This window comes from Amycolatopsis sp. cg9 (assembly GCF_041346945.1).
Lineage (GTDB): Bacteria > Actinomycetota > Actinomycetes > Mycobacteriales > Pseudonocardiaceae > Amycolatopsis.
Window position 1 is genome coordinate 2,908,926 of sequence record NZ_CP166850.1, and the last position, 14,084, is coordinate 2,923,009.

A 14,084-nucleotide genomic window follows, 5' to 3' on the forward strand; every position below is an offset into this window, starting at 1 on the left:
CTCACACCTCCGTGGGTTGCAGTTGCGGGCTGGTGCCCCAGGCCAGTTCGGTCACCGCGCGGACGGCCGCCGGAACGGCCGCGGTGACCTGGGGCGACAGCCCGATCCCGCCGTCGAGGCACGCCGGTTCGCAGCCGACGACGAGCACGCGCCCGGCGTCGCCGCCGAGCAGGCGCAGCAGCCGGAACACGGCGTCCGGCTGCATGCCGTGCGCGTCGATCGCCGACGCCGCCGCCAGGTCCCCGGTGTCGGCCTCGATCAGCGAGAGGGTGCCGGGCGGCCGGCCGTGCGGGGTCGCGTCGAGCAGGATCGTCGTGTCGTAGCCGCCCATCAGGTCGTAGGCGAGGTGCATGCCGGCGATGCCGTAGTCGGCGATCTGCACCCAGGGTGGCAGCTCGGCCTGCTCCAGCTCCTTGATGACTTCGACGCCGAAACCGTCGTCGCCCAGGAAGATGTTCCCGATGCCGGCGACCAGGACTCGTGGCCTCATTCCGCGACCTCCAGTGGTTCGATCTCGTCGGGGGAGAAGTACCGGTACCGGCCGTGCGCGTGCTGCAGGTCGGCGCCGGGGTCGTCGTCGAGCGTCACCGCGACGTGCGTGCCGCCGTCCACATCGGACAGCACGACGCGCACGGTGGCGGTCCGGCCGGCGAGGAACATGTCCTGGGCGTCGGCCCCGCGCAGGTTCGGCCGCAGCCGCACGCGGGACCCCTCGGTGACGCGCACGCCGGCGACGACCACCGAAGGCTCGACCGGGCGCAGGGACCGGATCGCGCCGTGCAGCCGGTCGAGCAGTTCCGGTGGCATCGCGTCGACGCGGTCCACGATCGCCGCCGCGCGCGGGTCGGTGGCCCGGGCTTCGCGCTTCTCCTCGTCGGTCAGCGTCATCGTGCGCAGCGTGAGGATCTCGTCGATTTCGGTGCCGTCGAAGAGCTCCCCGGCGCTTTCGGCGGCGATGGAGGGGTCGTCGTAGAGGATGATCGGCGACGCGAGCACCACCGTGCTGCGCGCGGTGTCGCCGATCAGCACCGGCCACAGCCGCTCTTGCCGGCAGGCTTCGACCGCCGGTTTCGCCCACTCCGGCGGGTCCAGCATCGACAGGAAGTGCCCGGTGTCGACGCTCAGCACCAGGTGGGCGGCCAGCAGCGCGTGGCGCAGGGCGTGCTCGCGGACGCCGTCGGAGAGCCACGACGTCGTGTTGTGCACCGCGAGCCGCAGCCGGGCGCCGCCGAACGGCCCGTCGAGCGGGTCGACGCGGGCGGTCAGGACGCCGGACAGCTCGTGCGTCCGCTGCCCGTCGCCCGGCACGGAGAACGGCGCTTCGGCCGGGAGTTCGGACAGCGGCAGCTCGAAGTCGATCTCCTGCTCGGCGGCTTCGTCCCACGGGGTGTCGTCGACGAGCCGGGTCCGGGCCTGCAGGAACCGCAGCTTGACGCGCAGGACCGTGCGTTCCAGCGGTTCGAGGACGCACTCGGCGCCGGCGGACGCGTGCTCGCCGATCTCCGCCGACGCGTACGACGGCGGCACCAGCACGCCCCACTGCCAGCGCACGCGGTTCTTCGGCGCCGACGCCCGGTACGGGTAGAGCAGGTAGCCCTCGTAGAGCACGGCGTCGCCGACCGCGCGGGCCTGGTCGAGGACGTTCATGACCCACCGGCCAACAGCTGCTCGACGGCGGCTTCCCAGGTCGGGATCGCGTGCCGCGCCTTGTACTTGAGCAGCGCGTCCACCGACTCCCGCGGCAGCTTGATCCACGCGGTGTTCGGGAAGTAGCGCGCCATCAGCTCGTCCCAGACGGTCACCGGCATCCGGCACTCGGCCTGCGTGTGCCACGGCACCTGCTCGACCCAGAACCCCGGCCCGCCCTTGCCGAACACCGTCCCGCTGAACAGCAGCACCATCGGCACGACACCGTCGGCCAGCGCGTGGAAGTACTTGCCGGCCGCGACCTCGAGGTCGTAGGTGCACGGCACTTCGACGTCGACCTCGGTGGCGCCGCTGAACCCCGGCACGGTCACCGACACGGAGGTGAACTGGAACGGCTTCAGCGTTTCGCCCCACCGGGAACGCTCGCCGAAGAGGTGGGTGAGCAGCTCCGACTCGTCGTCGGCGTACCGGCGGCGCTGCGGCTCGATGCGGATCTGGACGCGCAGCACCATCGCGTGGACGGGCTGCCCGCTCAGCTCGGAGATCCGCAGCTTGAACGCCAGCGTCGGGGACGCGGCGTACTTCAGCGGCCGGACGTCGACGCAGCCGAAGGTCAGCTCAGCCATCGGTCACGACCTCGCTGCGCTCCCGCAGGCGCGCGAAGAACCCGTCGATGGCCTCGTGCGCTTCGGTACCGCCGTCGAAGCCCCGCCACGTCGAGCGGACGATGCCGACCAGCTCGTAGCAGGCGTCGATCGGCACGAGGAAGGCCTCGAAACCCCCGTCGAGCTGGTTCACCAGGAGCGCTTCGACGTCGTCGGCGAGGTCCGCGAAGGCGAGCAGCTCCTCGCCCGCGCCCAGCGGGAGCAGGGACTCCGTCGCGCCCGCCGGGCTGGGGTAGAACGCGACCGCGCGGCCCTGCACCGAGTTCCGGAACAGGAACGCCGTCCGGACCGGAATGCCCGCGGATTCCCACAGCGCCCGGCCCGGCCGGAAGCGCGGCACGTACCGGAAGCGCTGCGGGACCGCCCGGTGCCGCTTCCCGCCCGCTCCGCTGTGGGTGAAGAGCAGGTAGCAGCCCCGGCAGGTGCACAGGATCGTCCGGGACTCGAGGTCGATGACGTGCCCGTGCTCCGCGCCGACCGGTTCCGCGCACATCTCGCACCGCTCGCCCGGCGCGGCGCGCTGGGCGGGGGCGCGGAACCTGCGCAGGCCGCCGGTCACGGGACCTCCACCGGGCAGAGGGGGAGCAGGGGCCGCCCGCCGGGACCGGTCTCCGCCGGCCCGGCCCCGTCGGCCACGACCCCGTCGACCACGACGTCGGAGATCTCCGGCGCCGCCTCCCGGACCACCCGCTCGATCGCGTACTTCGCGGTGACCGTCGAGGACGGGCAGCCGTCGCAGCTGCCCTGCAGCCGCAGCCGCAGGACGCCGTCGTCGATCCCGACGAATTCGACGTCGCCGGCGTGCGAACCCAGGTACGGGCGGACCTTGTCGAGGGCTTCCGCGACCCGCTCGTGGGTCGACCGCGGGTGCAGGTCGTGCAGCACGAGCAGGCCGCGGACGAGGTCGTCCTCGGCGAGGCGGTCCAGCACAGGCCGGTCGACGACCTCGACGATCCGGGCCAGGCCGGCACCGTAGAACTCGAGCAGCGTGTGGACGAGGTCCTCGGCGAGCTCGGCGTCGGTGCCGGAAAACCCGCCCAGCAGCTGCTCGATGCGCGCGCCGACTTCGTCGACATCGGTCATCAGCCGAACTCCCCGCCGAACGCGTGCGGGGTGTGCAGCCGTTCCAGCACCTTGCCCTTGCCGGTGTACATGTGGACGCCGCAGGGCAGGCACGGGTCGAAGCTGCGGACCGCGCGCATGATGTCGATGCCCTTGAAGTTCTCCTGCGTGTTCTCCTCGAAGATCGGCGTGTTCTGCACGGCGTCCTCGTACGGCCCCGGCGTGCCGAAGCTGTCGCGCACGCTGCCGTTCCACGGCGTCGGCGGGTACGGGTGGTAGTTCGCGATCTTGCCGCCCTTGATCACCATGTGGTGCGAGAGCACGCCGCGGACGGCTTCGGTGAAGCCGCAGCTCACGCCCTCGTCGGGGACCTTGAACGGCTCCCACGTCTTGGTGTTGCCCCTGCGGACCTCACCGAGCGCCTGGTCGGCGAAGTGCAGCGCCAACGCGGCCGCGTACGCCTGGAAGTACGTTCGCGCGCGGTTGCGCTCCAGCGCGTTGCTCCACTTCGGGATCTTCCACTCGAAGGTGACTTCGGGCTTGGTGGCCGTGCGCGGCAGGTTGATCACGACGCTGTGCCCGGTCGACTTCAGGTACGGCGTGTCGACGAGCCCGGCCAGCGCGGTCACCCACAGCCGGGCGATCGGGCCGCCGCCGGTGTCGAGGGCGAGGTGGTCCTGGCCGTCGAACCAGCGCGGCGACATGGTCCACGAGTACTTGCTGTCGAAGTCGCGTTTCGCCGGCCGCGGGATGGTGTGCTGGTTCCACGGGTGGCGCTGGTCGACCGGGTTGCCGAGCGGGTCCTGCGTGACGAACATCGGCTGGTCGGTCCAGTCCTCGTAGAACGAGCTGCCGAGCAGGATCCGGATGCCGAGGTTGATGTCCAGCAGGCTGGTCGTGACGAGCTTGCCGTCGACGACCACGCCGGGCGTCACGAACATCTTGCGGCCCCAGGCCGCCATGTTCTCGTAGGTGAAGTCGCAGTGCTCGGGGTCGTTGAGGCTGCCCCAGCAGCCGAGCAGGATCCGGCGCCGCCCGACCTCTTCGTAGCCGGGGAGGGCTTCGTAGAAGAAGTCGAAGAGGTCGTCGTGCATCGGCAGGCAGCGCTTCATGAACTCGACGTAGCGCATCAGCCGGGTCAGGTAGTCGGTGAACAGCTGCACGGTGGCGACCGTGCCGACGCCGCCCGGGTACAAAGTGGACGGATGGACGTGCCGTCCTTCCATCAGGCAGAACATCTCCCGCGTGCTGCGCGACACCTGCAGCGCCTCGCGGTAGAACTCGCCCTCGAGCGGGTTGAGCGAGCGCATGATGTCGCCGATGGTGCGGTAACCGTGGTCGCCGGCGTGCGGTGCTTCGGTGCGGTTGGCCAGCTCCAGGACGCCGGGGTTGGTCTCGGCGACCATCCGCTCGCAGTAGTCGACCCCGACCAGGTTCTCCTGGAAGATGTTGTGGTCGAACATGTACTCGGCGGCCTCGCCGAGGTTGATGATCCACTCGCCGAGGTGCGGCGGGCGGACGCCGTAGGCCATGTTCTGGTTGTAGACCGAGCACGTCGCGTGGTTGTCGCCGCAGATCCCGCAGATCCGGCTGGTGATGAAGTGCGCGTCCCGCGGGTCCTTGCCCTTCATGAAGATGCTGTAGCCGCGGAAGACCGAGGACGTGCTGTGGCACTCGACGACCTTCTTCTGCGCCCAGTCGATCTTCGTGTAGATCCCGAGGCTGCCGACGATCCGGGTGATCGGGTCCCACGCCATCTCGACGAGGCCGGTCTTGTCCTTCATCTCGGTCATGACCGCGCCCCCGCCTGGTAGCCGGTGTCGAGCTTGCCGCCCTTGTGCCGCCACTTCGGTTCTTTGTCGGCCTTGCGCTCGGTGATCTTCCGCAGCCGGCGGATCACCGCCCCGTACGCGCCGCTGGCCAGCGACGACACGTGCGCGCCCGGCGGCTCGTCCATGAACGGCATGAACTTGTCCGGGAAGCCCGGCATGGTGCAGCCGATGCAGATGCCGCCGACGTTCGGGCAGCCGCCGACGCCGTTGATCCAGCCGCGCTTGGGCACGTTGCACTTGACGACGGGACCCCAGCAGCCCAGCTTCACCAGGCACTTGGGGGAGTCGTAGGTGTCGGCGAACTGGCCCTGCTCGTAGTAGCCGCCGCGGTCGCAGCCCTCGTGGACGGTCGCGCCGAAGAGCCACTGCGGCCGCAGGTGGTCGTCGAGCGGGATCATCGGCGCCTGGCCGGCGGCCTGGTAGAGCAGGTAGGTGATGGTCTCGGACAGGTTGTCCGGGTGGGTCGGGCAGCCGGGCACGCAGACGATCGGGATGCCGGCCCCGGACTTCCAGTTCCAGCCGAGGTAGTCGGGCACGCCCATCGCGCCGGTCGGGTTGCCCTCCATCGCGTGGATGCCGCCGTAGGTGGCGCAGGTGCCCGCGGCGAGCACGGCCAGGGCCTTGGGGGCCAGGCGGTCCAGCCACTCGCTGGTCGTCATCGGCTGGCCGGTGGCCGGGTTGTTCCCGAACCCGCACCAGTAGCCCTCGTCCTTGATCGTCTCGTTCGGGATCGAGCCCTCGACGACCAGGACGAACGGTTCCAGCTCGCCGCGGTCGGCCTTGTAGAACCATTCGATGAAGGTGTCGGCCCCCTTGTCCGGACCGCACTCGAAGTCGATCAACGGCCAGTGGACCGCGATCTTGGGCAAGCCGGGCAAAGCGCCGAGGACGATTTCCTCGATGCTCGGTTGCGTGGCGGCGGTCAGCGCGACGGAGTCGCCGTCGCACGAGAGACCGGCGTTGATCCAGAGGATGTGGATGGGCTGCTCTTCGGTTTGCTCTGCGGCATGCGTCACGGCTGATCACCCTTGGCGAGGTCGTCGAGCGCGCCGAGGGTCAGCTCCCACAGCGCGTGGTAGAGGGTCGTCTGGGCTTCCTGGATGCGGTGCACGGAAGGGGACGGGACGACGAAGAGGTGGTCGATGCTGTCCAGCTCGGCCATCTTGCCGCCGTCGTAGCCGGCGATGCCGACGGTCACCAGGCCGCGCCGGGCGGCTTCGTCGAAGGCGCGCACCAGGTTCGCGGAGTTCCCGCTCGTCGACAGGCCCACCGCGATGTCGCCGGCCCGCCCGAACGCGGCGATCTGGCGGGCGAACACGACGTCGAACCCGATGTCGTTGGACAGGGCGGTCACCACCGCGATGTCGTTCGTCAGCCCGAAGGCGGGCAACGGCCGGGCGTCGCCCGCCGGGCTCAGGAACAGGCTGGCGAGGTCCTGGGCGTCGGTCGAGCTGCCGCCGTTGCCGAAGGCGAGCAGCCGGCCGCCGCCGCGGAACGCCCGCGCCACGTCCTGGGCGCACGCGAACAGGCGGTCGCGGTCGGCCGCGAGGACCTCGGCGCGGAGGGCGACGACCTCCCGCACCTTGTCCACAGTGGACTGTTCGACCTGGCGGAGGACGGCGTCGAGGTCGCTGGAACCCGCGTAGAGGAACGGGTACAGCGCCTCGAGTCCGTCCGCGCCCACGGGGGTGTGCTCCCGCGTCATGGCGCGTCAACTCCCTCGGCTAGGGATTCTCCAGACGAGCGATGGCTTCACCGGCGTGCACCAGGATTCGGTCGCCGACGCCGGCCGAGACCAGCGCGACGCTCACCTCTTCCCGGCCCGAGCCGGTATCCACGACTGCGAACCCGAGGTCCAGGAGTTCGACTACGGTCACTTCGACCGCGGTGTCGGAGCAGGTGATGCACACCCCGTCGTGGCAGACGGGGCCGAGAGCTCTGTCGGCGTCACGGGCGCTCACGACGCCACCTCCGGGGTCAGCGCGCCGGGGTGTTCGAAGAAGACGTGCACCAGCTCCCACAGCACGTGGTAGGTGGTCACGTGCACCTCCTTGACCACGCGCGGGTCGGCGGAGCGGGCGACGAGGACGTGGTCGAGCCCGGGGGTCGCGGCGATCGCCCCGCCGTCGCCGCCGGTCAGCGCGACGGTGAGCATCCGCAGCCCGCGGGCGGTCTCCAGGGCGCGCCGGACGTTGGCGCAGTCGCCGTCGGTCGAGATGCCGAGCGCGATGTCGGCCGGGTCGCCGATGATCCGCAGCTGGTGGGCGAAGACGTCGTCGAGGCCGGCGCGGCTGGCGACGCCGGTGACCGTCGCGACGTCGGCGGTCAGCGAGAGCGCCGGCAGCGCCCGCTTGCCGACGATGACCGGGTGGACGAACTCGACCGCGACGTGCTGGGCGTCGGTGCTGGGGCCGCCGTTGCCGAAGACCACGAGCTTGCCGCCGCGGTGGAAGCGCCGGGCCATGTCGTGGCACGCCGCCGCCACCGTCCTGGCGTCGTCGGCGAGGGCGAGCACCGGGGCCTTCCGGCGCTCGAAAAGGACGTCGACGGAGTCCGGGTGATTCGGTGACCACGACATCGCGGCACTTCCTCAGGGCAGCTGCTCGGCGGTGGGAGCTCACCCAGGCTAGAGCTGTGAGTTGGATCACACAATAGATCGATGGGGGTTCGTGCCACGCCGCGGAGCGTGACCTGGCCACCTGAACAGCCGATCAGAAGTGGTGCTCGCGGTCGTCCTGCGCGTGCTCCGCCCGGGCGAGCCACTGCTCCGCCTCGTGGGCGGCGCCGCGCGACCGCAGCATCCGGGCCAGGCTCAGCATGCCCTGGACGTCCCCGGTGCGGGCGGCGCGGCGGAACCACTGCTCGGCCTCCGCGAAGTCCTCGCGGTGCTCGGCGAGGTGGCCGAGGTTGGTGAGCGCCGGGACGCTGCCGTGCTCGGCGGCCTTGCGGTACCAGGCCGCGGCTTCGCCCTCGTCGCCGCGGTTGCGGGCCAGCACGCCGAGGTTCGTCATCGCCGCCGGGTCGCCGCGCTCGGCGGCGTCGAGGTACCAGCTCTCCGCTTCCTCGAGGTCGCCGCGGCGGTGCAGGAGCAGCCCGAGCCGGACGATCGCCTCGCTGTTCCCGCCGGTCGCGCCCTGGCGGTACCACGACTCGGCGTCGCCCGGCCTGCCGAGCCGTTCGGCCTGCCTGCCCAGCTGGCAGGTGGCCGCGAGGTCGCCCGCCAGCGCGGCCGAGCGCCACCAGCGGGCGGCTTCCGCGGCCTGGCCGCGGTCGCGCAGCACGATGCCCAGGTCGATCATCGCGCTGGTGGTGCCGGCGTCGGCGGCCTGCCGCAGCCACGACTCGGCCTCGTCGCCCTTGCCCTGCTCGCGGAGCAGGTGCCCGAGCGCGGCGATCGAGGGCAGGTCGCCGGTGCGGGCGGCCTCGCCGTACCAGTGCTGGGCCTCGTCGCGCTTCCCCTGCCGTTCGTACGAGCGGGCGAGGTTCAGCATCCCGTGCGGGTCGCCGGCCAGCGCCGCTTCGTGGTACCAGCGCTCGGCCTCTTCCTGGGCCCCGCGCTCGGCCAGCAGGTGGGCCAGCGACGTCATCGAGACGCGGTCGCCGCCCATGGCGGCCTTGCGGTACCAGGACTCGGCCTCGGCGAGCTCCCCGCGTTCGCGCATGGCCGAGCCCATCCTGGCCATGGCGACGACGTTGCCGCCTTCAGCGGCTTTGCGCTGGAAGAACTCGTCGAACTTCTTGAGCCGACCGGGCATCGGCTGCTCCCTCCGGATGGGTCCTGCTCCGGTAGTCGCAGTTCTTGGGCCCGGTGTGACACCGCCGTGGGTGGGCGAGATCACATTCGCGCCAGGTCGTCGTGTCGGCGCGGTTGTCCCAGGCCGGCACGGGTGAGACTACGCCGCGCGCACCCGCAGGTGAGAGGAGAAAATCTTGGCGGCCCGCAGCTTTCGGCTCAGCGTGACGCAACGGATCCTGCTGGTAGTCGCGATCCTCGCGGTCGCCCTCTTCGGGTACTGGGTGACGAGCAGGGGGGCGGGCGCGACCCCGCCGTCCACCGCGGGCCCGGTGCCGGTCAGCGCCGCCGACGCGCAGAAGCAGCTCGACGAGCTGACGATCGCCGCGCGGACGTCCATGGACGGCTACTCGCGCGAGAAGTTCAAGCACTGGGACAGCCAGGGCTCCGGCTGCGACACCCGCGAAGTCGTGCTCAAGCGGGACGGCAAGGACGTCCAGACTGACAAGGACTGCAAAGCGACGGCCGGGACGTGGACCAGCATCTACGACGGCGAGACGTGGACGAAGCCGACCGACCTCGACATCGACCACATGGTCCCGCTCGGCCAGGCGTGGGCGAGCGGCGCGAAGACGTGGACGGCCGAGAAGCGCGAGCAGTTCGCCAACGACCTGACCCGGCCGCAGTTGTTCGCCGTCACCGACAACGTCAACCAGCAGAAGAGCGACAAGGCGCCCGACCAGTGGAAACCGCCGCTGGTGGCGTTCTGGTGCACCTACGCGACCGACTGGATCGTGGTGAAGCACCACTACGGCCTGACGATCACGCAGGGGGAGAAAACGGCCTTGACGGACATGTTGCGCCGCTGCTGAGCTGGCCGCCATGACGACTTTCGCGCTGGTCCACGGGGGCGGCGGCAGCGGCTGGGACTTCCACCTCCTCGGCCCGGAGCTGGTCGCCCGCGGGCACGACTTCGTCGCGCCGGACCTGCCGATCACCGACCGGGCGGCCGGGCTTTCCGACTTCACCGACACGGTGCTGGCGGCCTTGGGGGACGCGTCGGACGTCGCCGTCGTCGGGCATTCGTACGGTGGGTTCACGGCGCCGCTGGTCGCGTCGAAGGTGCGGGCGCGCCTGCTCGTCTACCTGGCCGGGATGGTCCCGGCGCCGGCCGAGCCGCCGGGGGAGTGGTGGGGCAACACCGGCTTCGCCGCACCGGCCGGGCTGTCCGAGGCCGAGCAGTTCTTCAACGGCGTCCCGGCCGCGCTGGCCGAGGAGTGCCAGGCGCACGGGCGCGAGCAGGTCAGCAAGGAGTGGGACGAGCCGTGGCCGCTGGCGGCCCACCCGGACGTCCCCACGCGGGTGCTGCTCTGCCGCGACGACCGGTTCTTCGCGCCGGACTTCCAGCGCCGCGTCGCCCGGGAGCGCCTCGGCTTGACGCCGGACGAGATCGACGGCCCGCACTGCGTCACCCTCAGCCACCCGGTCCAGCTGGCCGACCGCCTGGTGAGCTACCTCTAGTTCACCGCCGCTGCGCCGATCGGGTACCGGGAAGCCTTAAAGGTCTAGACCTATTGACTGTGTGGTCCAGGCCACTTAACGTCGTTTTCCGGCGGTGAACCCGCTCGCGTCACCTCCACCCCGGTCCCCACCATGGAGGTTTCCCCGTCATGCGCCCAGTCCGGGTCCTCGCACTGGCGGCGCTCGCCGCCGGCGGTCTGCTCGTCGCTCCCGCCGCACCGGCGTCGGCCGCGGCTTTGCCCGCCTGCCGGCACTTCTACCCGGGCCCGATCCCGGACCGCCCGGTCACCGGCGGACAGGGCCCGGGCACCCTCGTCGGCGCGGTGGACGTGAGCGGCCGCCTGCCCGCCCCCGGTTCCGTCAGCGGCGGCCTCGGCGCCGACGGCAAGGTCACCTTCACCTTCGCCCGCGTCCCCGGCGCGAAGGCGTACCGCGCGTTCCGCAACGGCCAGGCCCTGCAGTGGATCAGCGACTGGGGCCAGCCGACGCTCACCGTCACCGACGCGAGCCCGTGCCAGGACGCGAACTACCAGCTCTACGCCATGACGGCGGAGGACAACTCACCCGGCTCGCTCGGCCGGATCTCGACGGCCTACCGCCTCGACACCGCGAACCGGCTCGCGACCTACCGCATCCCCGCCGGCACCACGCTGGACTACCGCGTCACGTCCTACAACGACGTCGCCCAGACCGCGCTCGGCTACAGCGCCGGCCCGGGTTTCTGCGCCGTCGACGCCCGGATCGTCCCGTGGGGCACCCGGTTCTCCGTCCCCGGCTACGGCGAGTGCTACGCGGCGGACATCGGCAGCTGGATCGCCGGCGACATCGTCGACGTCTGGCTGCCCGGGTCCCAGGCCGACGCCTGGGGCATCCAACGGCTCACCCTGACCGTCCGCTGAGGAGGGACCGTGAAGGCCGAGTCCGCGCTCGCGGCGACATTCAAGGCCGGCACCGGCTGAGCCTCCCGCCCGCCGAAAGGCCGTGAAGGCCTCCTTGCCGACGTCCCCCCCCTCTGCCCCGGCAAGGAGGCCTTCATGGGCGGTCACCAGCGATCGAGGTGCAGCACCTCTTCCAGGGGCTGCCGCGCCGCGGGCTTGAACGTGTCGCCCGTGTAGAACGCCGTCGGGATCAACGCCGCCTGGTGCACGTTCTTCGGCAGCTCCAGCACTTCGGCCGCCTCCTGCTCGTACTTCAGGTGCAGCGTCGTCCACGCCGTGCCGAGCGTCACCGAACGGGCCGCCAGCATGTAGCTCCACACCGACGGCAGCAGCGACGCCCACATGCCCGCCTGGTTGCCCGCCGGCAGCTCCGCGGACGCCGTCTCCAGGCACGGCACCACCAGCACCGGGACGTCACCCATCCGGTCGGCCAGGTACGCGACGCTCTCGCCGACCCGCTTCTGCACCGGAGCCCGCGAAGGGTCGTCCGCGAACTGCTTGCCCGCTGCGTTCGGCGACGCCAGGTACTCGTGGCAGGCGCGGCTGTAGATCCGCCCGAGCGCGGCCCGCTGGTCCTCGTCGGTGACCACCAGCCACTGCCACCGCTGCGTGTTCGAACCGCTCGGCGCCTGCAGCGCCACCTGCACGCAGTGCTTCACGAGGTCCAGCGGCACGGGGCGATCCAGGTCGAGCCGCTTGCGCACGGTCCTGGTGGTGGTCAGGAGCTCTTCGGGCGTCATCATCGGCCCATCATGCCGGGCTCACCAGCGATCGTGCACCAGCGGCCGGATCAGCTCGTCGTACGTTTCGCGGACGCCCGCCAGCGCCTCGGGGGACAACGCGGGCAGCGCCGCCGCCGTGGTGTTCGCCGTGGCCTGCGCGGCGTTGCGCGCGCCGGGGATCACCGTGCTCACGCCCGGCTGGTCGATGATCCAGCGCAGCGCGAACCGCGCCAGCGCCTGCCCCTCGGGCACCAGCCCGCGCAGCCGCTCGACGGCCGCCAGCCCGGCCTCGTAGGGCACGCCCGAGAACGTCTCGCCGACGTCGAACGCCTCGCCGTGGCGGTTGAAGTTCCGGTGGTCGTTCTCCGCGAAGGTCGTCGAAGCCGTGTACCGGCCGGACAGCAGGCCCGACGCCAGCGGCACCCGCGCGATGATCCCGGCGCCCGCCTCCGCCGCGACCGGCAGCACCCGCTCCAGGGGCTTGAGGCGCAGGCAGTTCAGGATGATCTGCACCGACGCCACGTGCGGCCGCGCCAACGCCGTCAGGGCTTCTTCGCACGTCTCGACGCTGACGCCGTAGGCCTTGATGCGGCCCTCGTCGACCATCGCGTCCAGGGCGTCGTACACCGCGTCCGAGGAGTACACCGGCGTCGGCGGGCAGTGCAGCTGCACCAGGTCGAGCGTGTCGACGCCGAGGTTGCGGCGCGACCGGTCGTTCCACTCGCGGAAGTTCGCGGCGACGTAGTTCTCCGGCACCTGCTCGACCCGGCGGCCCATCTTGGTCGCCACGAAGACGTCGCCGCGGTCGGCGAGGAACCGGCCGACCAGCCGCTCGCTGCGGCCGTCGCCGTAGACGTCGGCGGTGTCGAAGAAGGTGACACCGCCGTCGGCGGCCGCGTGCAGCACGCCCAGCGCGTCGTTCTCGTCGACCTCGCCCCAGTCGGCGCCGAGCTGCCAGCAGCCGAGCCCCACGACGGACACCTCGCGGCCCAGCCGGGCGATCTTCCGGTTCTCCATGCCGCGATCCAAGCACACGGCCCCGCCTATGATCGGCCGTCATGGCCATGACTTCGGGTCCGGACGGACTGGGGACCCGGCTGCGGCACGTCCTCGAGATCCTCGACGGCGACGTCGCGCGGTTCCTCGCCGACATCGGCCTCGACGGCTACCGGCCGCGCTACTCGCCGGTGGTGCGGGCGCTGCTGGCCCGCGGCCCGCTGGCCATCCGCGACCTCGCCGCGGAGATGCGCGTGACGCACTCGGCGGCCAGCCAGACCGTCGCGCAGATGAACCGGGCCGGGCTCGTCGTCCTCGAACCGGGCGCCGACGCCCGGCAGCGGATCGTGTCGCTCACCGCGAAGGCGCGTGACCTGCTGCCGCTGATCGAAGCGGAGTGGGCCGCGACGACGGAGGCGTCGGAAGCGCTGGAAGCCGAGCTGCCGTACTCGCTGCGCGCGCTGCTGGACGCGATCGTCGAAGCCCTCGACCGGAAGCCGTTCCGCGAGCGGATCGGGGAGACCGACGCCGCGCGCGAGCTGCGCTGATCAGGCGTCGGCGACCCGGAAGACCGCCCAGACGTACTTGCCGCCGGGGCAGCGTTCGAAGCCCCAGTCCACCGACAGCGCCTGGACCAGCACCAGCCCGCGGCTGCGCGCCTCGGCCGGGGACGGCGCCCGCAGCTCGGGCAGCAGCGCGCCGGTGTCGTACACGCGCAGCGTCAGGTGGCCGTCCGCGTACTCCAGCTCCAGCCGCTGCGGCCGCTCGCCGTGCTCGAAGGCGTTCGTGACCAGCTCCGACGTGGCCAGCAGGACGTCTTCCAGCCGGCGCTCGCACACGCCGAAGCCGAGCAGCGCCGACCGGACCTCGTGCCGGGCCAGCGCCGGGGCGGTGACATCGGCCGGGAGGAACACCCGCAGGGGGGCGGCTGCCGCGGCGGTGTGCTGCGGCATCTTCGACGTCGTCAT

At 71.5% G+C, this 14,084-nt stretch carries 18 protein-coding genes; 4 read left to right on the plus strand and 14 right to left on the minus strand.

What is annotated here, in order from left to right; translation table 11 throughout:
• Window position 1 precedes the first annotated feature (1 nt).
• The 11 genes from AB5J73_RS13780 to AB5J73_RS13830 all read right to left on the minus strand — a co-directional run bounded on the left by AB5J73_RS13780 (window position 2) and on the right by AB5J73_RS13830 (window position 8,961).
• On the minus strand, window positions 2-490 hold the full coding sequence (locus tag AB5J73_RS13780) for a hydrogenase maturation protease (RefSeq protein ID WP_370970112.1): 489 nt from the start codon (window positions 488-490) through the stop codon (window positions 2-4).
• Window positions 487-1,647, minus strand: coding sequence for a hypothetical protein (locus AB5J73_RS13785; RefSeq protein ID WP_370970113.1), 1,161 nt, complete (start codon window positions 1,645-1,647; stop codon window positions 487-489). The genes AB5J73_RS13780 and AB5J73_RS13785 overlap by 4 nt, the downstream gene beginning before the upstream one ends.
• Complete coding sequence (locus AB5J73_RS13790) at window positions 1,644-2,273, minus strand: DUF6084 family protein (protein WP_370970114.1); 630 nt, start codon at window positions 2,271-2,273, stop codon at window positions 1,644-1,646. Before AB5J73_RS13790 ends, AB5J73_RS13785 begins: the two co-directional genes overlap by 4 nt.
• The gene (locus AB5J73_RS13795; protein WP_370970115.1) at window positions 2,266-2,871 is read right to left on the minus strand and encodes a DUF5947 family protein; all 606 of its coding nucleotides are present in this window, start codon (window positions 2,869-2,871) and stop codon (window positions 2,266-2,268) included. Before AB5J73_RS13795 ends, AB5J73_RS13790 begins: the two co-directional genes overlap by 8 nt.
• Window positions 2,868-3,395 carry a NifU family protein gene (locus tag AB5J73_RS13800; RefSeq protein ID WP_370970116.1) on the minus strand — a complete coding sequence of 176 codons (528 nt, stop codon included), beginning with the start codon at window positions 3,393-3,395 and terminating at the stop codon, window positions 2,868-2,870. Before AB5J73_RS13800 ends, AB5J73_RS13795 begins: the two co-directional genes overlap by 4 nt.
• The gene (locus AB5J73_RS13805; RefSeq protein ID WP_370970117.1) at window positions 3,395-5,167 is read right to left on the minus strand and encodes a nickel-dependent hydrogenase large subunit; all 1,773 of its coding nucleotides are present in this window, start codon (window positions 5,165-5,167) and stop codon (window positions 3,395-3,397) included. The genes AB5J73_RS13800 and AB5J73_RS13805 overlap by 1 nt, the downstream gene beginning before the upstream one ends.
• The gene (locus AB5J73_RS13810; protein ID WP_370970118.1) at window positions 5,164-6,222 is read right to left on the minus strand and encodes a hydrogenase expression protein HypE; all 1,059 of its coding nucleotides are present in this window, start codon (window positions 6,220-6,222) and stop codon (window positions 5,164-5,166) included. The genes AB5J73_RS13805 and AB5J73_RS13810 overlap by 4 nt, the downstream gene beginning before the upstream one ends.
• Complete coding sequence (locus tag AB5J73_RS13815; protein WP_370970119.1) at window positions 6,219-6,911, minus strand: SIS domain-containing protein; 693 nt, start codon at window positions 6,909-6,911, stop codon at window positions 6,219-6,221. Before AB5J73_RS13815 ends, AB5J73_RS13810 begins: the two co-directional genes overlap by 4 nt.
• A gap of 19 nt (window positions 6,912-6,930) precedes the next feature.
• Window positions 6,931-7,167: a HypC/HybG/HupF family hydrogenase formation chaperone gene (locus AB5J73_RS13820; RefSeq protein ID WP_370970120.1), complete on the minus strand. Its 237-nt coding sequence runs from the start codon at window positions 7,165-7,167 to the stop codon at window positions 6,931-6,933.
• A complete protein-coding gene (locus AB5J73_RS13825; protein WP_370970121.1) occupies window positions 7,164-7,784 on the minus strand; it encodes an SIS domain-containing protein in 621 nt (206 codons plus the stop codon). The genes AB5J73_RS13820 and AB5J73_RS13825 overlap by 4 nt, the downstream gene beginning before the upstream one ends.
• A gap of 133 nt (window positions 7,785-7,917) precedes the next feature.
• Window positions 7,918-8,961, minus strand: a complete 1,044-nt coding sequence (locus AB5J73_RS13830) for a tetratricopeptide repeat protein (RefSeq protein ID WP_370970122.1) — start codon at window positions 8,959-8,961, stop codon at window positions 7,918-7,920.
• 175 nt (window positions 8,962-9,136) lie between these two features.
• Between AB5J73_RS13830 and AB5J73_RS13835 the strand changes: the two genes are divergently transcribed.
• From AB5J73_RS13835 to AB5J73_RS13845, 3 genes are all read left to right on the plus strand, one after another.
• Window positions 9,137-9,811: an HNH endonuclease family protein gene (locus AB5J73_RS13835; RefSeq protein WP_370970123.1), complete on the plus strand. Its 675-nt coding sequence runs from the start codon at window positions 9,137-9,139 to the stop codon at window positions 9,809-9,811.
• A gap of 10 nt (window positions 9,812-9,821) precedes the next feature.
• Window positions 9,822-10,460, plus strand: coding sequence for an alpha/beta fold hydrolase (locus AB5J73_RS13840; RefSeq protein ID WP_370970124.1), 639 nt, complete (start codon window positions 9,822-9,824; stop codon window positions 10,458-10,460).
• A gap of 149 nt (window positions 10,461-10,609) precedes the next feature.
• Complete coding sequence (locus tag AB5J73_RS13845) at window positions 10,610-11,359, plus strand: 3D domain-containing protein (RefSeq protein WP_370970125.1); 750 nt, start codon at window positions 10,610-10,612, stop codon at window positions 11,357-11,359.
• 143 nt (window positions 11,360-11,502) lie between these two features.
• Here AB5J73_RS13845 and AB5J73_RS13850 read toward each other — a convergent pair whose 3' ends face one another.
• A complete protein-coding gene (locus AB5J73_RS13850) occupies window positions 11,503-12,141 on the minus strand; it encodes a nitroreductase family protein (protein ID WP_370970126.1) in 639 nt (212 codons plus the stop codon).
• A gap of 18 nt (window positions 12,142-12,159) precedes the next feature.
• Complete coding sequence (locus AB5J73_RS13855; protein WP_370970127.1) at window positions 12,160-13,137, minus strand: aldo/keto reductase; 978 nt, start codon at window positions 13,135-13,137, stop codon at window positions 12,160-12,162.
• A gap of 47 nt (window positions 13,138-13,184) precedes the next feature.
• On the opposite strand from AB5J73_RS13855, the gene AB5J73_RS13860 reads away from it, so the two are divergent.
• On the plus strand, window positions 13,185-13,664 hold the full coding sequence (locus tag AB5J73_RS13860) for a MarR family winged helix-turn-helix transcriptional regulator (RefSeq protein WP_370973141.1): 480 nt from the start codon (window positions 13,185-13,187) through the stop codon (window positions 13,662-13,664).
• Here the strand turns inward: AB5J73_RS13860 and AB5J73_RS13865 are convergent, their stop codons facing one another.
• Window positions 13,665-14,084 carry an ATP-binding protein gene (locus tag AB5J73_RS13865; RefSeq protein ID WP_370970128.1) on the minus strand — a complete coding sequence of 140 codons (420 nt, stop codon included), beginning with the start codon at window positions 14,082-14,084 and terminating at the stop codon, window positions 13,665-13,667.